The organism is Streptomyces sp. HD, from assembly GCF_028369295.1.
In the GTDB taxonomy this organism is placed as follows: domain Bacteria; phylum Actinomycetota; class Actinomycetes; order Streptomycetales; family Streptomycetaceae; genus Streptomyces.
The window spans coordinates 89,669-109,276 of the sequence record NZ_JAQMYP010000004.1 but is presented as its reverse complement, the minus strand read 5'-3'; the positions used below and the strand labels follow the sequence as shown (position 1 = coordinate 109,276).

Annotated in this window: 11 protein-coding genes; 4 read left to right on the top strand and 7 right to left on the bottom strand. The window is 72.4% G+C overall.

Annotation, left to right across the window (positions count from 1 at the left end; all coding sequences use genetic code 11):
• Window positions 1-3 precede the first annotated feature (3 nt).
• Window positions 4-1,485, bottom strand: a complete 1,482-nt coding sequence (locus tag POF73_RS05325) for an AlkA N-terminal domain-containing protein (RefSeq protein ID WP_272113291.1) — start codon at window positions 1,483-1,485, stop codon at window positions 4-6.
• 157 nt (window positions 1,486-1,642) lie between these two features.
• Here POF73_RS05325 and POF73_RS05320 point away from each other — a divergent pair, with 157 nt between their 5' ends.
• The gene (locus POF73_RS05320; protein WP_272113290.1) at window positions 1,643-2,005 is read left to right on the top strand and encodes an ArsR/SmtB family transcription factor; all 363 of its coding nucleotides are present in this window, start codon (window positions 1,643-1,645) and stop codon (window positions 2,003-2,005) included.
• Between the two features lie 60 nt (window positions 2,006-2,065).
• Here POF73_RS05320 and POF73_RS05315 read toward each other — a convergent pair whose 3' ends face one another.
• The 6 genes from POF73_RS05315 to POF73_RS05290 all read right to left on the bottom strand — a co-directional run bounded on the left by POF73_RS05315 (window position 2,066) and on the right by POF73_RS05290 (window position 14,651).
• A complete protein-coding gene (locus POF73_RS05315; RefSeq protein ID WP_272113289.1) occupies window positions 2,066-2,551 on the bottom strand; it encodes a hypothetical protein in 486 nt (161 codons plus the stop codon).
• Between the two features lie 227 nt (window positions 2,552-2,778).
• Window positions 2,779-4,062 (bottom strand): NAD(P)/FAD-dependent oxidoreductase, encoded by a 1,284-nt coding sequence (locus tag POF73_RS05310; RefSeq protein WP_272113288.1) that lies wholly within the window; start codon window positions 4,060-4,062, stop codon window positions 2,779-2,781.
• A complete protein-coding gene (locus tag POF73_RS05305; RefSeq protein ID WP_272113287.1) occupies window positions 4,052-5,017 on the bottom strand; it encodes an FkbO/Hyg5 family chorismatase in 966 nt (321 codons plus the stop codon). The genes POF73_RS05310 and POF73_RS05305 overlap by 11 nt, the downstream gene beginning before the upstream one ends.
• 41 nt (window positions 5,018-5,058) lie before the next feature.
• Complete coding sequence (locus POF73_RS05300) at window positions 5,059-13,635, bottom strand: type I polyketide synthase (RefSeq protein ID WP_272113286.1); 8,577 nt, start codon at window positions 13,633-13,635, stop codon at window positions 5,059-5,061.
• A 119-nt stretch (window positions 13,636-13,754) separates the two neighbouring features.
• A complete protein-coding gene (locus POF73_RS05295; protein WP_272113285.1) occupies window positions 13,755-13,970 on the bottom strand; it encodes a hypothetical protein in 216 nt (71 codons plus the stop codon).
• A gap of 171 nt (window positions 13,971-14,141) precedes the next feature.
• Entirely contained in the window at window positions 14,142-14,651 is a 510-nt protein-coding gene (locus POF73_RS05290) for an O-acetyl-ADP-ribose deacetylase (RefSeq protein WP_272113284.1), read from the bottom strand.
• A gap of 204 nt (window positions 14,652-14,855) precedes the next feature.
• Here POF73_RS05290 and lanKC point away from each other — a divergent pair, with 204 nt between their 5' ends.
• From lanKC to POF73_RS05275, 3 genes are all read left to right on the top strand, one after another.
• Entirely contained in the window at window positions 14,856-17,492 is a 2,637-nt protein-coding gene (gene lanKC, locus POF73_RS05285; protein WP_443049435.1) for a class III lanthionine synthetase LanKC, read from the top strand.
• Complete coding sequence (locus POF73_RS05280; RefSeq protein ID WP_272113282.1) at window positions 17,492-17,638, top strand: SapB/AmfS family lanthipeptide; 147 nt, start codon at window positions 17,492-17,494, stop codon at window positions 17,636-17,638. Before lanKC ends, POF73_RS05280 begins: the two co-directional genes overlap by 1 nt.
• A 96-nt stretch (window positions 17,639-17,734) precedes the next feature.
• Window positions 17,735-19,597 carry an ABC transporter ATP-binding protein gene (locus tag POF73_RS05275; RefSeq protein ID WP_272113281.1) on the top strand — a complete coding sequence of 621 codons (1,863 nt, stop codon included), beginning with the start codon at window positions 17,735-17,737 and terminating at the stop codon, window positions 19,595-19,597.
• The last annotated feature ends 11 nt before the right edge of the window (window positions 19,598-19,608 follow it).

The window sequence follows — 19,608 nt, the reverse complement described above, 5'->3', positions numbered from 1 at the left end:
TGCTTACACCGGGAGGAAGTTGATCGGGTGACTGTCCGTCGCCCACAGGTACTGGACGGCGTACGCCCGCCAGGGGCGCCAGGCCGCCGCGCGTGCCGTGAGGGCCGCCGGTGTCGACGGGAGGCCCAGTTCCTGGGCGGCGCGGCGGATTCCGAGGTCGGTGGGGAGGAAGGCGTCGGGGTCGCCGAGGGCGCGCATGGCGATGACGTCGACCGTCCAGGGGCCGAAGCCGGGGAGGGACAGGAGGCGGGCCCGGGTCTCGGGCCAGTGACTGTCGGGGCCCAAACGCACCTCGTCGCCTGCGAGTTGACGGACCAGCGTGGTGAACGTCGTGCGGCGGGTGCGGGGCATCGCCAGTGACTCCGGGTCCACCGAGGCCAGTGCCGCGGGCGCCGGGAAGAGGTGGGTGAGGCCGCCCTCGGGGTCGTCGACCCGCTCGCCGTGCGCGGTGACCAGGCGGGCCGCGTGGGTGCGGGCCGCCGCCGTGGAGACCTGCTGGCCCAGCACGGCCCGTACGGCGAACTCGGCCTCGTCGACCGTGCGCGGCACCCGGCGGCCGGGCGCCTTGTCGACCAGGGGCGCCAGCATGGGGTCCGTGCGCAACTGGTCGTCGATCGCGACCGGGTCGGCGTCCAGGTCGAGCATTCGGCGGCAACGGCTGATCGCCACGGTCAGGTCGCGCAGGTCACCGAGGGTGAGGCGGCAGGCGATGTGGTCGGGCTGGGGCGTCAGGGACACGATGCCGTGGCCGTACGGCAGCCTGAGCGTGCGCCGGTAGGCGCCGTCCCGCCACTCCTCGACGCCGGGTACGGCGGTCGCCGCGAGGTGGCCGAAGAGGTTGTCGGGGTTGAGGGGGGCGCGGAACGGCAGACGCAGGGTCAGGGCGCCGGTGGCGCCACCCGGGGTGCCCCCCGGTGCCCGGCGAGGCGCGCGGGTGCGCAGGTCCGTCGGCGAGAGGGCGAAGACCTCGCGGACGGTGTCGTTGAAGGTGCGGATGGAGGCGAAACCGGCCGCGAAGGCGATGTCCGCCATGGGCAGGGGCGTCGTCTCGATGAGGAGGCGGGCCGCCTGGGCGCGTTGGGCGCGGGCCAGGGCGAGCGGGCCCGCGCCGAGTTCGGCGAGGAGTTGGCGTTCGATCTGCCGGGTGCTGTAGCCGAGCCGGGCGGCCAGGCCGGGCACGCCCTCGCGGTCGACGACGCCGTCGGCGACCAGCCGCATCGCGCGGGCCACGAGGTCGGCGCGCTGGTTCCACTCCGGGGAGCCGGGGCTCGTGTCCGGGCGGCAGCGCTTGCAGGCCCGGAACCCGGCCTGCTGGCAGGCGGCCGCGCTCGGGAAGAACCGCATGTTCTTCGGTTTGGGCGGGACCACCGGGCAGCTCGGCCGGCAGTAGATCCCGGTCGTCACGACCGCCGTGAAGAACCAGCCGTCGAAGCGGGCGTCCTTGGACTGTACGGCGCGCACGCAGCGCTCCGTGTCGGTGTGCATCCCCTTCTGCATACGTCCAGCATCGGCCACCGGAACAGAGCGGGCTGGCGAGAATCCGACATCAACCTCGGCTGTCCTGGGGTCCGGCGGATCGCCGCAGCCACATATACATGAAGGATCATTCATATATCCGGGTGCGACGAGTAAGATACCGCTCATGGGTCATGGAGCTGTCACCACCGCGCAGGAGTCCACCGAGCGCGTACGCCTGGACGCGGCCAATGTCGCCAAGGTGGCCACCACCCTCCAGGCTCTCTCCACCCCGTCCCGCCTGCTGATCCTGGCGCGCCTGCGCGAAGGTCCGCTGCCGGCCACGGAGTTGGCGGCGGAGGTGGGCATGGAGCAGTCCGCCTGTTCGCACCAGCTGCGGCTGCTGCGCAATCTCGGCCTGGTGGTGGGCGAGCGGCGGGGCCGGTCGGTCGTGTACGCGCTGCACGACCACCATGTCGCCCAGCTGCTCGACCAGGCCGTGTACCACGTCGAGCATCTGCGGCTGGGGCTCAGCGACGCGGCGGAGTGACCGCCTACGGCAGTGGTCGCCGACGCCGGTGACCACCGACGCCGGTGATCTCCGACGCCGTCAGGACGTGCCGCGCAGGTTCTGGATGGTGCCGCCCAGCTGGGGGCGGAGCTGTTCCAGCAGCTTGGGGGTCCCGCTGACCACCCAGCGGGTGCCGACGAGGTACTTGCCGCCGTATATGGAGGCCGAGTCCAGCCAGGTCAGCTTGTACTTCTCCGCGGGGAACGTCGTGATGAGGTAGTCGCCCTTCTCCGTGTGACAGACGCCCTCGCGCAGTTCCTCGGCGTCGGTCCGGATCTTGACCTTGCAGCCGGTCAGGTCGGCGATGACCTCGACCTTCGCCGGAGCGACGACGCCTGCCGCCGAGGCGGATACCTGCGTGGGGCTGCTCTTCGCGGCGGTCTTCTCCTGGTCCCCGCCGCCGCCTCCGCCGCACGCGGTGGCCAGGAGAAGCAGGACCAGGCCGCCGGCCGTCGCGGCGCCTCGTACCGGACGGACGGCAGGCGCGGGGCGCCCGGTGCTTCCTCGGTGTGACTGCTGTGGCACATGCCTCTCCGTGATCCGCGAGTCCGCGAGCCGTACGACGAGTGGTACGGATCAAGTGGAGGCGCCGTTCACTCCGGGCGGGGCCCGCGGGATCTCGCAGACCGTCCGTGACCGGGCCGAGGAAGTCACGGTGCCATGAGGCCGGGCCGGTGCGGCCCGCCTCCGGGCTGGTCAGGACGTGGTGGGTCCAGAGGGGCGGTTCCCGCAGGGCGTCCGCGCCGTTCTCGTCACATCGGCTCGGTGTCGGTGGGGTAGACCGGGCAGCCGTAGGCCACCGAGAAAGGGGAGAAGGTGTTCCACCGGGGCTGGGCGCGGAGGAATTCGGCGATCGGGTTCTCCTTGCTCCAGAAGTCACCGCTGACGAGCCGGGCGAACCAGGGGTCGCCCAGAATGCCGAGTCCGGCCGGCGTGAGGACGCTCGGCATATTGAAATGGGACTCGTAGTACATGTAGACGAGCCGCATGTAGGTGTCGTAGCCGGTCTTGAAGAAGTTGGCGTATCCGGCCTGCCAGATCTCCGCCGAGTCCGGGTCCTTGAGAATGACCGCGGCCGTCTCGGCGGCCCGCATGCCCGTCGCCATCGCGAGGAACACCCCGCCGGAGAACATGGGGTCGACGAAGCAGCCCGCGTCGCCGACCAGGGACCAGCCCGGCCCGCAGACGTCGTCCGCGTAGTAGGTGTAGTCGGTCTCGACCTTGATGCCGGAATCCGGGACGACCCCGGCAAGCCGTTGACCGATACGTGCCACACGGGAGAGATGCTCGTCGAAAACGGCCTCGGGGCTCGACTCGCGAACCGTGGAGCGGGCGGTGACCGCGCCGATGCTGATCCGGTCCTCCGCGATGGGAATGGCCCACACCCAGCCGTCCTGGTGCGCACCGATCTGGATGTCTCCGCGATGGCCGGGCGTGTTGCCGTCGTCGAATTCCCTGTAGTGCCGGAACACCGCCACATTGCGGAGCTTGGTGTTGATGCGCCGCAGACCCAACTGTTTGGCGATCCGGCTGGACCGTCCACCGGCGTCGATCACATGGCGTGCGGTCACCGTGCGCGTCAGCCCGCCGACCTGGAAACGCACTCCCTCGGCGCGTTCGGCGTCGTCGAAGAGGACTTCGGTGACCGATGCGTTCTCCAGCACCATCGCCCCCTGATCGCGGGCGTTCTGGAGCAGCATGGCGTCGAACCGGGAGCGTTCCACCTGATAGGTCACCGGATGCCGGTCCGGCCCCTGGTCGGCGAAGGGAATACGGAAAACCGCGTCCCGCACGATGAATTCCGCTCCCGGTTTGATCACATATCCCTGGGACGCGACATGGTCGGCTATGCCCATGCGCTCGAAGAGTCCCATGCTGTACGGCAGCATCGACTCTCCGATGTGAAAGCGGGGGAATCGCCGCTGTTCGACCAGGAGCACGCTGCGTCCGGCCTTGGCGAGCGTGGCGGCGGCGACGGAACCGCCGGGGCCGCCGCCGATCACTACGACGTCGACGTCCTTGACGTTACTGGTCATGCGCGATCCCCTCGATCTCCACCAGGAGTTCCCGGCGGCACAGGTCGACGTTGAGGAATGAGATGTCGGTCGCGGCGGGGAACGCCTCGTGGCAAAGGCGTCGCACCAGCGGAATGTCGGCCTGTTCCCTGACATAGACCCGGGCCTGGCGCATCGACGTCAGTCCGGCGGGGCCGCTCAGGCCGTGCCGGGTGATGTTCCCCGGGGCGAGCAGGCGGGCGATGTTCGCCAGCGACATCCGGCACTGGGCCTCGACATCGCCGATGTGCAGGCTTTCGTGTCCGCGGATGGCCGCCGTACCGGAGACATAGATCCGGTCGGCGCCGTTCGCCTCGGCCGGCCTGGGCCGCAGATGGGTGGCCCGGGCGAAGGTGGGCGATTTCGGCCCGTACCGTACGGGATAGCGGTACGCGGGGACTTGGAGAGGGTTCTCGATACTGGTCGTACGTCCGGGACGTGCGGCCAGGAGGTAGAAGGAGATGCCCTCGCCCAGTGCGCCCACTCCGCTGGCCGCCGGTATCTGCGAGGTTTCCGGAGCGCACGCCTCGAATGCCTCGGCGCGCCCCCGGCAGAAGTCCCGGTAGATCTCCAGCCCTTCGGCGTTGTCGTCGTTGATGCGTCCGATGACGTTCCAGACCCGGAATACGTCGGTGTAGCCGGCCGAGGCGAGGAGGTCCAAGGCGGTCATATACGCGTCACGGGCGGTTTTGACGTAGGCGGGAGCGGGGGCCATCCGGCCGGCGCAGAACATGTGGACGCCGTCGCGGGCATGGACGATTCCCCGGTCCTCACCGGACAGCACGGTGCCTTGGGCCGGCCACACCTCCGTGAAGCCGTCACGGGTCGTATGGGACATGTGAATGTCCAGCTGCGGAATTCCGTCGCGGATCACGGGGCCGAGATGTCGAGTGGTGTAGTTGATCACGCCGAGTGCCGGGAATTCCTCCGGATTCACCGGGGGTGACTCATGAGCGGCAAGTGGTCTCAGCAGGGGTATCACTGGTCCGCCCCCTTTTCGCCGAGGGTGTGCGCCCGGACCGCACCGCCTCCGACGGGGCCGAGGGAGCCGAGGGAGCCGATCCAGGCGCGTACGGCCTCGGACGTGGTCCGGGCGTGCTCCTGGAGGAAGCCGAAGTGGTCCCCGGCGACGTCCACGCAGTCGTGCGGCAGGGGCCAGGAGGTCTGCCAGTGGTTGGCGTCGGGCCCGGCCGCCATCTGCGGTGTCGGTTCGGTGGCGCGGACCAGCAGTGTCCTGGTGGCCACCGGTTCCGGCGCCCAGTCGAGGAACAGCCGTGTGTACGCGCCCATCGCGGCCAGCCCGGTGTTCTCGTCCGCCGAGTACCGGCTCGTACCGAGCAGCGGCGCGATGGTGGCCGGCAGCGCCAGGAGCCAGTCCTTGCCGTGGTTCCGGTCGTTGACGAGGTAGGTGTCGAGAAGGACCTGGGCGAGCGGCGGCGCGCCGTGTGCTTCGAGGCGGCGGGTCACGGCATGGGCGACGGCGCCGCCGCTGGACACGCCGATGACGACGAAGGGCCGGTCCCCCACGTGCCGCAGTACGGCCTCGGCCTGGGTGCGGGCCAGCGCCTCCAGGTCGGCGGGTACGGCGTCGCCTTCGTCCAGTCCCGGATGCCGGAACTCGATGATCTCCGACTCGCCGTCGAAGCAGCGCTGGAACTGCGCGTACTCCCCGCCGGGGAAGTCGAGCCGGGGCTGGAGTCCCGGGAAGAAGACCAGCACCGGTCCCCCGCCGCCGCTGGTCCGGCGCAGGGGCGGCAGGGCTCGCTCCCCGCTCTCGGAGGCGTCGAAGGTGGGCAGGGCCCAGGAGGCGCTGAGCAGCAGGTGCATCGCCGGGACGAATCGGCCGGCCGCGCAGAGCGCCTGGTAGATGGCGGCAAGGCTGTACGTGGGCCGGTCGCCCGGGGCTGCCGCCGCTTCCTCCGATTCCCCTTCCGTTTCCGGCAGTTCGCCGAGCAGGTCCAGGATGTGCCGGGTCAGCGCCTGGGTCGTGGGGTGCTCGAAGACGACGGCGGCGGGAAGCCGGATCTGGCAGGCGTGGCTCAGCCGGTCGCGGACCTGGACCGCCATCAGGGAGTCGAACCCGAGGTCGGTGAGGGCCTTTCCGGATGGCAGCGCGTCGGCGTCGGGGTAGCCGAGGACTTCGGCCACGGCCTGGCGGACCAGCGCGGAGAGGGTTCCCTCGCGTTCCCCGGCGGGCAGGTCGGCCAACCGGCTGCGCCACGAGCCGGGTTGCTCCGCGGCTCGCTCTCCGACCCGGGCGTGTGGTCCGGACGCGATGCCGGGCCGGCCGGAGGGGATCAGCTCGCGCAGCGGAGGCGGCACGGGCGTGCCGGCGGACCGCAGTGCGGCCCGGTCCAGGAGGAAGGGCGCCAGCACGGGTTCCCCCTGTCGCAGGGCCGCGTCGAAGAGGGCCAGGCCCGCTTCGGGGGACAGTGCGGGGAAGCCGTCGTCGGCGGCCTGGGGCCGTACGCCCTGCCGGAGTTGGGCGGCCATGCCGCCGGAGTGCTCCCACAGCCCCCAGGCCAGTGACTGCGCGGGCAGCCCATGGGCGGTGCGGTGGCGGGCCAGGGCGTCCAGGAAGGAGTTCGCGGCCGCGTAGTTTCCCTGCCCGGGACGGCCCAGCAGGCCCGAGGCCGAGGAGAAGATCACGAATGCCGAGAGGTCGAGTTCCCGGGTCAGTTCGTGCAGGTTCCAGGCAGCGTCGGCCTTCGGCCGCAGCACGGTGGCCAGGCGTTCGGGGGTCAGTCTCGCCAGGACGCCGTCGTCGAGCACTCCGGCCGCGTGGACCACGGCGGACAGGGGCGGCTCGCTCGCGCCGATCACGTCCGCGAGCGCGGCACGGTCGGCCGCGTCGCAGGCGACGATGCGGACCCGGGCGCCCAAGTCCTCCAGGGCGGAGCGCAGTTCGGCCGCCCCGGGCGCCGCCGGACCGCGACGTCCGGTGAGCAGCAGATGCCGTACGCCATGGGCGGTGACCAGGTGCCGGGCCAGTTCCAGGCCGAGGGCGCCGGTGCCGCCGGTGATCAGGACCGTGCCCTGCTCACCGAATCCGGTGGTGCCGGCACCGGAGCCGGGGGTAGTGCCGAAGCCGGCACCGGAGCCGGGGGTAGTGCCGAAGCCGGCACCGGAGCCGGGGGTGGTACCGAAGCCGGCACCGGAGCCGGGGGTAGTGCCGAAGCCGGGGCCGGTACCGGGGCCGAGGCCGGTGCCGAGGGTGGTGCCGAGGGTGGTGCCGGTACCGGGGCCGAGGCCGGTGCCGAGGGTGGTGCCGAGGGTGGTGCCGGGGCCGGTGCCGGGGTTGGTCCTCGCCAGCCTGGGCACCGTCGTCCGGCCGACCCGGATGGACATCTGGGGCTCGCCCGTGGCCACGGCCGCAGGGAGTCGTCGTAGGGACTCCGGGTGCCCGTCCACGTCGACCAGCACGACCTGTCCGGGCATCTCCGACTGCGCCGTGCGCACCAGCCCCCAGACGGCGGCCCCGGCCAGATCGGGTACGGCGGCGGTGGCGTTGCGCGTCAGGACCAGCAGCCGGGCCCCCGCCGAGGCGGGGTCGTCCTGCCAGTTCTGCAACGTCCTGAGCATCCTGGCGGTGAGGTCGTGTGTCCCGGACACCGGATCGGGGTCGTCCACGAGACCCACTGCCGTGGCCACCACCAGGTCGGGCCTGGTTCCGACGGCATCCGCCGGGTGGGTGAGGCCGGGGAGCAGCGCGGCGAGGCCCAGGTCGTCGGGGCCGACGGTGGTCCAGAGGCCGCCCTGCGCGCTGTCGGGTGTCTCGACGGGCACCCAGTCGGGGCTCAGCAGTGCGCGCCGGACCAGGTCCTCGACGGAATCCCGCCGCAGGTCGGGGAGTTCCCGGGTGGTCAGGGAGCCGACGGTGGCGACCGGCCTGCCCGTCGGGTCGGCCATGGTCACCGAGACGGAGTCCGCGCCCTGTTCGGTCAGCCGCACCCGCAGTTCCGTGGCTCCGCCGGCGTACAGACGCACCCCGCTCCAGCCGAACGGCACCCGGACCGGCGCCGGCTCCGAGCCGGGACCGGACGCGGCCAGCAGGACGACGTGCAGGGCGGCGTCGAACAGCGCCGGATGCATCGCGAACCGGGCCGCCTGATCGGCCCCCCGCTCGGGCAGCCGTACCTCGGCGAACAGTTCCCCGCCCCGCCGCCAGATCGCCTGGACGCCCTGGAAGGCGGGCCCGTAGACGATGCCGTCGTCCGCCACCGTGTCGTAGGCGTCCGTGAGATCCAGCTCGGCGGCGTCCTGGGGCGGCCACACCGTGAAGTCGCCCTCGGGGAAGTCGCGTTCAGCTGTCTTCGGCACGCTCGCCAGTACTCCTGTGACGTGCCGAGTCCACGGCACGTCGGAGTCGTCCGCGGCGGATTCCGGATTCCCGGGGCGGGCATGGATGTCGACCGAGCGCCGGCCCTCGGCGTCGGCGGGGCCGACCACGACCTGGACGCACACCGCGGCACCGGTGGGCAGCGTGAGCGGTGCCAGGACGACCAGGTCCTCCACTCCCCCGCACCCCAGCTGGTCCCCGGCGCGGACAGCCATCTCCACGAAGGCCGTCGCGGGCACCAGACGCACACCGGCGACGACATGGTCGTCCAGCCATGGCTGGGTCTCGGCGGAGAGCAGCCCGGACAGCACCGCGCCGCCCGTGTCCGGCAGTGTGAAGGCCGGGCCCAGCAGCGGATGGCCCTGGGCGCGGGTCACCGTGGCGGCGCCGTCCGTCGTGCTCGGGGGGTCCAGCCAGTACCTGCGGCGCTGGAAGGCGTACGTCGGCAGGTCCACGCGGCGCGCCCCGCTGCCGGCGAACACGGCGGGCCAGTCGACGCCCGCTCCGCGTACATGGAGCTGGGCCAGGGCGGACAGCAGGGTCTCCGGCTCCGGCTCGCCCGGCCGGACGGTCGCGGCCAGCAACGACTCCGGCTGGCCCGGCCGGACACTCGCGGCGAGCACCGGCTCCGGCTCCCGGCCCCCCGCGGCCGCCGCGACGCAGTCCTCGGCGGCCGCCGTCAGCACGGGGCGCGGCCCGAGTTCCAGGTACGCCGCGACACCCGCGTCGTGCAGCCACCGCACCGCGTCCGCGAACCGGACCGGCAGACGCGCATGCCGCACCCAGTACTCCGCGGAGCACAGGTCCTCCCCCAGGCCCGCCGACACGGCACTGACGACCGGGATCCGCGGCGGCCGGAACGTCAGCCGTTCGGCGACACGGCGGAACTCGTCGAGCATCGGCTCCACGAGCGGGGAGTGGAAGGCGTGGCTCACCCGCAGTCGTACGACTCGTCGTCCCTGTGCGGCGAACCGGTCGGCGAAGGAGCCCACGTCCTCGCCAGGACCGGAGACGACGACGGAGCGGGGCCCGTTCACCGCGGCGATCGCGACCCGTCCCGCGAGCCCGGACTGCGCGAGGAGCGCGGCCACCTCGTCCTCCGCCGCGTGCAGTGCCACCATCCATCCGCCCGCCGGGAGCGCCTGCATCAGACGGCCTCGGGCGGCGACGAGTTCCGCGGCGTCGGCGAGGTCCAGCACACCGGCGACATGTGCCGCAGCCAGCTCGCCGACCGAGTGTCCCGCGAGGAAGTCCGGACGGACGCCCCAGGACTCCAGAAGGCGGAACAGCGCCACCTCGAAGGCGAACAGCGAGGTCTGGGTGAAGTCCGTACGGTCGAGCAGCGCGGCCTCGACTGCTGCGGGGTCGGCGAACATCACCGTGCGCAGCGGGTGCTCCAGATGGCGGTCCAGCTCACGGCACACCTCGTCGAGCGCGGCGGCGAAGACCGGGAACGCCTCGCTCAACTCCCTTCCCATGCCCACCCGTTGAGCGCCCTGCCCGGTGAAGAGGAACGCCGTACGAGGGCCGGTGTCGTCCGCTACGCCCTGGAAGGTCGTGCCGCCGCGCTCGCCGCGGGCGAGGATGCGCAGGGCGTCCACCATGCCGTCCGCGTCACCGGCCGACACCGCCGCCCGGTGGGGCAGCGCGGACCTCGACATGGCGAGGGAGAAGCCGGTGTCGGTCATCGGCACGTCGGGGCGGGCCGCCACCCAGGCCGCCAGCCGCCGTGCCTGGGCGCGCAGTGCGGTCTCGTCGGCCGCGGAGATCAGCCAGGGCACCGGGGGGACGGGGGCAGACCCGGCGTCGGACGCCACGGCCCCGGGAGTCGGCCCGGCGTGGGACGCCGCGTGCTCGGCGGGCTCCGCGGGCTCGGCTGCCTCCGCGTGCTCCGCGTGCTCGACGGCCTCCGCGTGCTCCGCGGCCTCCGCGGCCTCCGCGGGCTCCGCGGGCTCCGCGGGCTCCGCGGGCTCCGCGGGCTCCGCGGGCTCCGCGGGCTCCGGGACATGTTCGAGGATGACGTGGGCGTTGGTGCCTCCGATCCCGAACGCCGAGACACCGGCTCGGCGTGGGCGGCCGGTGGTCGGCCACGGGCGGGAGGAGGTCAGCAGCTCCACTCGGCCCGAGGTCCAGTCCACATGGGGCGACGGCGTATCGACGTGCAGGGTGCGCGGCAGCACGCCATGGCGCATCGCCATCACCATCTTGATGACCCCGGCGACGCCCGCGGCCGCCTGGGTGTGCCCGAGGTTGGACTTGACCGAGCCCAGCCACAACGGCGGTTGCTCAGGAGTACGTCCCTGACCGTAGGTGGCCAGCAGCGCGTGCGCCTCGATCGGGTCGCCGAGGGTGGTGCCGGTGCCGTGCGCCTCCACCGCGTCCACGTCGCCGGGTCGCAGCCCCCCGCTGTCCAGCGCCTGCTCGATCAGCCGCTGCTGGGCCTGTCCGCTGGGCGCGGTGAGGCCGTTGGAGGCGCCGTCGGAGTTGACGGCGCAGCCGCGCAGCACGGCCAGGACCGGGTGGCCGTTGCGGCGGGCGTCGGACAGCCGCTCCAGGAGCACCATGCCGGCTCCCTCGCTCCAACCGGTGCCGTCCGCCGACGAGGAGAACGACTTGCACCGGCCGTCGGGGGCGAGGCCGCGCTGTCGGCTGAACATGACGAACGACTTGGGCGTCGCCATGACGGTGACGCCCCCGGCCAGGGCCAGCGAGCACCTGCCCGAACGCAGTGCCTCCACCGCAGAGTGCATCGAGACGAGCGAGGACGAGCACGCGGTGTCGACCGTGACGGCGGGCCCGTGGAAGCCGAACGTGTAGGAGATGCGGCCCGAGGCCACGCTGCCGGCCGAGCCGATGCCCAGATGGGCTTCCAGTTCGTGGGGGCCGTCGAACCGGGTGGCGTAGTCGTCGAACATCAACCCGACGAACACGCCCGTGTCGCTTCCGCGCAGCGACAGCGGGTCGATTCCGGCGCGTTCCAGTACCTCCCAGGAGGTCTCCAGCAGCAGCCGGTGCTGGGGGTCGGTGGCCAGGGCCTCGCGCGGCGAGATCCCGAACAGGCCCGTGTCGAAATCCGCGGCGCGGTGCAGGAAGCCGCCGTGCCGGGTGTAGGACGTGCCCAACCCGTCCGGGTCGGGGTCGTAGAGGGCTTCCAGGTCCCAGCCCCGGTCGGCCGGGAAGCCGGAGATCGCGTCGCCCTCCTCGGACACCAGATGCCAGAGGTCCTCGGGCGAGCCGACGTCGCCGGGGAATCGGCAGCTCATGGCGACGATCACCACCGGATCGTCGGCCGGGTCCCGCACGGCACGCCGGACGGCCGTACCGGCACCAGGGTTCTGCGTGGTCGTGAGTTCGGCCCATATGTGCCGGGCGACCTCGGCGGGCGTGGGCCGGTCGAAGACCAGCGTGTCCGGCAGGCGCAGGCCGGTCAGTGCGCCCAGCCGCTCGACCAGCGTGACGGCACCCACGGAGGTGAGTCCGAGGTCGGTGAACGCGCGGTCGGCGGCGGGCCGTTGGCCGGGCTCCGCCCCGCACAGTGCGGCCGTCTCGTCCAGGACCGTCGCAAGGAGGGCGTCCGGGGAGGCGGGCGGCTCGGCCGGGCTCGGGTCGTCGGGGTCCGCGCCGGACGGCGCGTCCGGTCGGGGCAGGTCCAGTACGACGGCCGTACGCGTGATCTTGCCGGATGCCGTACGGGGAACGGACTCGATCCGCCGGATCGTCACCGGGACCTTGTGCTCGGCGAGCAACGCCCGGCAACGGGCCTGCACTTGAGTCAGGTCGAGGCTCTCGGCACCCGGCACCACACCCGCGACGGGCACCTCGCCCAGGACCGGGTGCGGAGCACCGATCACGACGGCGTCGGCCACGCCGGGACAGCTCAGCAGCACGTCCTCGATCTCGGCCGGGTGGATGTTCTCGCCGCCCCGGATGATCATCTCGGTGACCCGGCCGGTGAGCGTGAGGCTTCCGTGTTCCGCCCAGCGACCCATGTCGCCGGTGCGGTACCAGCCGTCGACCAGGGCCGCCGCCGTCGCCTCGGGCTGGTCGCGGTAGCCCGTCATGATCCCCGGGCTCCGCACCCACACCTCCCCCTCCCCGTCCGCCGCGACGGGCTCGCCGGACCGCGGGTCGACCAGCCGCACCTGGACTCCCGGCACCGGCTGCCCGCAGGAGCCTTCGGCACTCGGCTCGTTCGGCCGGGAGATGGCTATCGCGCCGCAGGTCTCGGTGCTGCCGTAGAAGTCGAGGAGGGGTGCTCCCAGCAGGCTCTCGACGGACTGCCGCAGTCGTACGGAGCTCGGTGCGCCGGCCACGACGGCCACCCGCAGGCCCGTGCGCTTCGGCCCGGTGTCCCCGAAGTCGGCGGTGGCGAGCGTCAGTTGGCGGTACGTCGTAGGTACTCCCGCCAGCATGGTGAACGGGCCGTCGGGGTGGCCGACCGAGGCGCGCACCTGGTGGAGGAGGTCGCCGGGCGCGAGCAGGTCGCCGGTGAGGTGTGTGCTCGCACCGACCGTGACGGTTCCCAGGATCGCGAGCGAGTGCCCGAAGCTGTGGAACAACGGGAGGGGCCACAGCAGCCGGTCGTCGGCGCAGAGGCCGAGGAGCGGGGCGTAGCACGCGGCGACCGACCACAGCGCGCCGCGCTGTGTGGACATCACGCCCTTCGGCCGGCCCGTGGTGCCGGAGGTGTAGAGCAGCCACGCCGTCTCGTCGAGCCCGAGATCGTCCCGTGGCCGGTCGGCGGTGTCCGTGCCGGCGACGTCGCTGAACAGCACGGTCGAGGCGGGCGCGTCCGCGGGGACCGGGTCGGCGCCGGTCAGCAGCACGTGGGAGGGCCGGCACCGGGGCGGCAGCCGCTTCACGCGGGCCAGGCGTGCGGGGTCGACGATGACGACCGACGCCCCGCTGTCGGCGAGCAGTTGGGCGAGTTCCGCGTCGGAGGTGCGCGGGTTCAGGGGAACTCCGACGGCGCTCGTCCGGAGAACGGCCAGACAGCTCTCCGCCGTCTCCACGGACGTCCCGAGGCAGAACGCGACCCGGTCACCGCGGCCGACGCCCACCCGGGCGAGATGTGCCGCGAGTCTGGCGGTGCGCAGCTCCAGTTCGACGTAGGAGACGCCGCGCGTGGAGTCGGAGAACGCCAGGCGGTCCGGCGTGCGCTCGGCATGTGTTTCAAGCAGCCTGGATACAGGCCGAATCAGTTCTTCACTCAGCATTTTTCCAACCCCGTGCGAATTGGGCCCCGAATCTCGGGACAGGATGACGACGGCCTGTCGACCTGCGCGGGATGCGGAGTACACGAATCCGTGAAGTCGGGTGTGTACCAACCTGGCGGTCACCGCTCCGAATCGACGACCAGCGCGTCCAGTTCGCAGTCCCACATGCCGAGTTTGTCGTAGAGCCGCGCCGCCCGGTGCAGACAGGCGAGGACGCGTTCGCCGCGGCCCATGTCCCGCAGGACGAGGCCGAGTCGCAGCATGCACTGTGCCTCGAACTGCGAGAAGTGCAGTGACCGGCTTTCGGCCATCGCCCGCTCAGCCAGGTCGGCCACCGTCCCGCGCCGTGCGGCTCGCCGGGAATCGCTCCCGGCTCGCCGGGCGATAGAGGAGGGAGGTTGTACTAGACGCCCGTATACGTCAAATGTGACAGGGCCGCGATGGCAGACGATTACGGGAGAAATCATGGGAGAGGTCACGCAGGGTGCCGAGGGCGTCGCTCGGGGTCATCGGACCTGCCGTGCGAACGCGTTGTGCGCGTCCTCGTCGAAGAGGACGAACCTGACCTCCTCGACCGACGTCCGGGTCGCCCGTACCGTCTCCACCGCGATCCGGGCGGCGTCGTCCATCGGCCATCCGTAGATGCCCGCCGACACGGCCGGAAAGGCGACGGTACGGGCGCCGAGTTCGTCCGCCACCCGTAGCGACTCCCGGTAGCAGGAGGCCAGCAGCTCCGACCGGTCCTCCTCGTGGGAGTACCGGGGCCCCACCGTGTGGATCACCCACCGGGCGTCCAGCTCCCCGGCGGTGGTGGCGACCGCCTGCCCCGTGGGCAGGCCCTTGCCGTACCGGGAGGCGCGCAGCTTGCGGCAGTCGTCGAGGATCGCGGGGCCGCCGCGGCGGTGGATCGCGCCGTCGACTCCGCCTCCTCCCAGGAGGGAGGAGTTCGCGGCGTTGACGATCGCGTCGACGCTCTCTCGTGTGATGTCGCCCTGGACGAGCCTGATGGTGGTCATGCCTGCCTCTATAGCAGCCCCCCGTACGAACGGGCCGGGAGTGACCGTCATTGCTCCCGGCCGCGAGAGGACGGTTTCACGCCGTATCCGTGAGGAACGGTGGTGTTCCGCGGCGGGCGACTCTGGGATGCTCATTACTGATCCCGGGTGAACGTTCCCCCAAGAAGTCCACAGACGCCGATGAGCGGAACTGCGGAGACACCCGTGGACATGCGATACGAGGCCTATTGCCTCATGGACCCCTGCTTCTATGACACGCCCACCCGTGTCCAGGAGCAGGAAAACGACTTCCACCAGGCCCGGTGCCCGGTCCCGGACGCGTGGCAGCGCTCCGGACTGGACGACTGGGTGGTGCTCGGTCCCGAGGGTGTCGAACTGCCCCCACAGGGCTGGAAGATCCATGTATCGGCCACTCTCGACAACGCCCAGGACGTGCTCACCGCGGTGTGGGACTACTGCGTTCCCCGCCGTATCGCCTTCAAGTTCCTGCGCGGCGCGGACAACCTGCTGCTGGCCAACGCCAAGTACGCCCACCGCGGATCGAGCGGCAAGTTCGTCACCGTCTACCCGGCCGACGAGGACCTGCTGGAGACGGTCCTCACCGAGCTGGGCGCGGTCCTGCGGGGCCGGTCCGGCCCGTACATCCTCAGTGACCTGCGCTGGGGAGACGGCCCGCTGTACGTCAGGTACGGCGGATTCAGTTCCCGGACCTGCGTGGCGCCGGACGGGGAGACGGTCCCGGCGATCGAGGACGGGTCGGGGCGGCTGGTGCCCGATGTGCGCGGACCGGCGTTCCGGGTGCCGGAGTGGGTGACGCTGCCCGGGTTCCTCGAACCCCATGTGGCGGCGCGCGACAGCACGACCGTCGCCGGGCTGCCGTACCGCATCGAGGGCGCCGTGCACTTCTCCAACGGCGGCGGCCTGTACACCGGCCACGACCTGCGGACCTGCCGGCGGGTCGTCCTCAAGGAGGCCCGGCCGCACGCGGGGCTCACCCTGGACGGCGCCGACGCGGTCACCAGGCAACGGCGCGAGGCGGAGGCCCTCGAACGGCTGCGCGGGCTCGACTGTGTGCCGGAGCTGCTCGACCACTTCGTGCTGGGCGAACACCACTTCCTGGTCGAGGAGTTCATCGAGGGACAGACGCTCAACAGCCTCTTCGTGGACCAGTACCCGCTGGTGCTGCCGCAGGCCGACGTCACCCACACCGGCGGCTACACCTCCTGGGCCCTCGACATGCTCGACGAGATCGAGCAGGCCGTCGCCGCGGTGCACGGCCGAGGCGTGATCATCGGCGACCTCCACTCCGACAACATGCTGGTCCGCCCCGACGGCCATGTGGTGCTGATCGACTTCGAGGGCGCCGCCGACTCGGCCGAGCGGGGACGGCAGCGTCTCGCCGCGCCGGGGTTCGCGGCCCCGGCCGACCGTACCGGGACCGACATCGACCACTACGCACTGGCCTGTCTGCGGCTCTCCCTGTTCATGCCGCTCACCGGTCTGCTGGAGCTGGAGCCGGCAAAGGCGGCGCAACTCGCCGAAGAGGCCGCCCGGGAGTTCCCCCTGCCCGCCGGGTTCTTCGACCAGGCCGTACGAGTGATCACCGGAGAGGACTGCCGTACGACGGTCGGCTCCGGAGCGCCGCGGCGGCTGGAGCCGGACCGGCCGGGCTGGGTGCGCGCCCGCGCGTCCCTGGCCGCCGGCATCCTGGCGTCCGCCACACCCGAGCGGGAGGACCGGCTGTTCCCGGGCGACGTCGAGCAGTTCACCGCGCCGGGCGGCGGGCTGGGGCTCGCGCACGGTGCGGCGGGGGTGCTGTACGCGCTCGACGAGGTGGGCGCCGGCCGCCACCCGGACCACGAGGACTGGCTCGTACGGCACGCCCTGCACCCGGAGCCCGGAACCCACCTCGGCTTCTACGACGGCCTGCACGGCGTCGCGTACACACTCGACCGCCTCGGGCACCACGACGTCGCGATGAAGATCCTCGACCTGTGCCTGGGCGAGCGGTGGCAGCGGCTGGGGCCCGGACTGCACGGCGGGCTGGCCGGCATCGGCCTGAACCTCCAGCACTTCGCCGCCGCCACCGGTGACCCCACGCTGCGTGACACGGCCCTGACGGTGGCGGGCCTCGTCGCCGACCGGCTGGCGTCGGCCGACGGCGACGACGACAACGACAACGACGCGAGCATGGCCGCGGGGCTGCTGCGCGGCTGGACGGGGCCCGCCCTGATGTTCCTGCGGCTGCACGAGTCCACCGGCGACCCGGAGTTCCTGGAGCTGGCCGGCACCGCGCTGCAGCGGGACCTGCGCCGCTGCGTCGTCCGGGACAGCGGGGCGATGGAGGTCGACGAGGGCTGGCGGACCCTGCCGTATCTGGGCGGCGGCAGCGCGGGGATCGGCCTCGTGCTCGACGACTACCTCACCCACCGTGCGAACGACGGGTTCCGTGCGGCGTCCGCAGCGATCCGCACCGCCGCCAGGGAACGCTTCTTCATCCAGTCCGGGCTCTTCTCGGGCATGGCCGGGATGATCCTCGCCCTCAGCAGGCCGCATCCGCCCGGCACGGCCTGCGTACGGGATCCGGTGGTGGCCGAGCAGGTGCGCCGGCTGTCCCGGCACGCACTCGACCACCAGGGGCAGCTGGCCTTCCCGGGCGATCAACTACTGCGCCTGTCCACGGACCTGGCCACCGGCAGCGCGGGCGTCCTGCTCGCCGTCGGCTCGGCCCTGCACGACCGCCCCGTGCGGCTGCCGTTCCTCGCTCCTCGTGACCGCCGGACCGCAGCGCACGACCGCAGATCCTCGTTCCCGCGAGGCCAGGAAGGAGGTGAGCCCTGATGATCGTTCTTGAGCTGCAGACCCTGGACCCCACCGTCGCCACCGGCGGCGGAGGCGGAGGCGGCAAGAAGCACAGCAACCTCAGTGTCACGCTCTGCGCGGGCAAGGCCAGCAACATCAGCCTGCTGCTCTGCAGCAGCAAGTAGCCGTCCGATGCGGGGGCGCTTCCCGCGCCCCCGCCACCCTGCCCCGGTCGCGCCCGATCCCCCCTCGCGCACGACCGGGGCCGCCCGGGAGGAGCCATGGGCCTGCGCGCACCGGATCGCCTCCTGCTGTCGACGGCCCGGCACGGTGGTGTCTGGGTGGGCGTCACGATGCTCATGGCATTGCTGCTCACCGGTGCCTCCCTGGCGCTGCCGGCCGTCATGGGCCGCACCGTGGACGCCGTCCTGAGCGACGGTGACATCACGCGCTGGCTGTCCCTGAGCGGCCTGCTGATCTTCGTCCTGGTGACCTGCGAAGCCGTGGACGACCTGGTGGGGCAGGTGGCCGAGGCCCGGTCGACCGCCTGGCTGCGGCACACGCTGCTCGGGCACGTACTGGGGCTGGGCACCCGGGCCACCCGCAGGTTCACGCCGGGTGACCTGGTCAGTCGCCTCGTCGGCAACGCGGCCCGGACCGGGAACGTCGCCTCGGGTCTGGTGTGGGTCGTCATGGGCCTCGTCCCGCCGCTCGGCGCGATCGTCGCGCTGGCGCTCATCGACTACTGGCTGTGCCTGACCTTTCTCGCGGGGATGCCGCTCGTGGTGCTCCTGGTGCGGGCCTTCCTCCGTGACATCTCCGACGCCAACGAGGGCTACTTCCGCGTGCAGGGAAGGATCGCCGCACGGCTCACCGACGCCCTGGGCGGAATCCGGACGATCACCGCGGCCGGCACCGTCGACCGCGAGGCGCGCCGTGTCCTGGCACCGCTGCCCGAACTGCGGCGGCACGGGCTGAGCATGTGGAACACGGTCGCCCGGGTCTCGGCGAGCGGAGCCCTCGTCGTCCCCCTGCTGGAGGTCGCCGTGCTGGCCGTGGCCGGTCTGGCGCTCTCGCAGGGGCGCATCACGGCGGGAGACGTGCTCGCGGCGAGCGAGTACGTCGTCATGGCGGCCGGCATAGGCGACGTGATGTCGTCGCTGAACCAGCTCGCCCAGGCCCGCGCGACGGCCGCCCGGATCGCCGAGGTGGTCGCCGAACCGCCGGTGTCGTACGGCAACGACCACCTCCCCGAAGGATCCGGCCGACTGGAGTTCCGGCACGTGACGATGCGCGGCGCGGGCGGCACTGGCGACACGGGCAGTACAGGCGGCACGGGCAGTGCGGGCGACCAAGGCGGCACGGGCAACGCGGGCGGCAAAGGCACCACGGGCAGTGCGGGCGGCAAAGGCGGTGCGGGCGGTACGGGCGGCGCCGTGCTCTCGGGTCTCGATCTGGTCGTCCCGGGAGGCGCCCTGGTCGCCGTGGTGGGCAGGTCGGGCTCCGGCAAGTCGCTGTTGGCGGCCCTCGCCGGGCGGCTGGTCGACCCGGACGAGGGCGAGGTACGGCTGGACGGTGTGCCGCTGCGCCGCCTGCGCCGGGAGGAGCTCAGGCGGGCCGTCGGGTACGGCTTCGAACGCCCGGTGCTGCTCGGGGAGACCTTCGCCGACGCGATCGGGTTCGGCCCCCGGACCGCATCCGCCCAGGAGCTGACGGCCGGGGCCAGGGCTGCCCGGGCCGACGCGTTCATCCGGCACATGCCGGCCGGCTACGGCAGCCGTGTCGCCGACACGCCGATCTCCGGCGGGGAGGCCCAGCGGGTCGGGCTGGCCCGTGCCTTCGTCCAGGCCGGCCGGGTGCTGATCCTCGACGACGTCGCCGCCAGCCTGGACACGGTGACCGAGCACCACATCAGCCAGGTGCTCACCGGCGCGCTCGCCGACCGTACGCGGATCGTCGTGACGCACCGGGCCTCCACGGCGGCCCGGGCGGACCTCGTGGTCTGGCTCGCCGACGGCTCGGTGCGCGGGCGGGGCACGCATCGCGCGCTGTGGGCCGATCCCGCGTACCGGGCCGCGTTCCAGGCGGATGGAGGGGGTGTGCGGTGCGACGGCGGTCGGTCCGGATCCTTCGCTCCTCGCTGAGCAGTCGACGC

What these genes read in the sequence shown, in the direction of transcription:
- POF73_RS05325 (WP_272113291.1), bottom strand. Translation starts at nt 1,485, where the DNA reads ATGCACACCGACACGGAGCGCTGCGTGCGCGCCGTACAGTCCAAGGAC.
- POF73_RS05320 (WP_272113290.1), top strand. Translation starts at nt 1,643, where the DNA reads ATGGGTCATGGAGCTGTCACCACCGCGCAGGAGTCCACCGAGCGCGTA.
- POF73_RS05310 (WP_272113288.1), bottom strand. Translation starts at nt 4,062, where the DNA reads ATGACCAGTAACGTCAAGGACGTCGACGTCGTAGTGATCGGCGGCGGC.
- POF73_RS05300 (WP_272113286.1), bottom strand. Translation starts at nt 13,635, where the DNA reads ATGCTGAGTGAAGAACTGATTCGGCCTGTATCCAGGCTGCTTGAAACA.
- POF73_RS05290 (WP_272113284.1), bottom strand. Translation starts at nt 14,651, where the DNA reads ATGACCACCATCAGGCTCGTCCAGGGCGACATCACACGAGAGAGCGTC.
- POF73_RS05280 (WP_272113282.1), top strand. Translation starts at nt 17,492, where the DNA reads ATGATCGTTCTTGAGCTGCAGACCCTGGACCCCACCGTCGCCACCGGC.
- POF73_RS05275 (WP_272113281.1), top strand. Translation starts at nt 17,735, where the DNA reads ATGGGCCTGCGCGCACCGGATCGCCTCCTGCTGTCGACGGCCCGGCAC.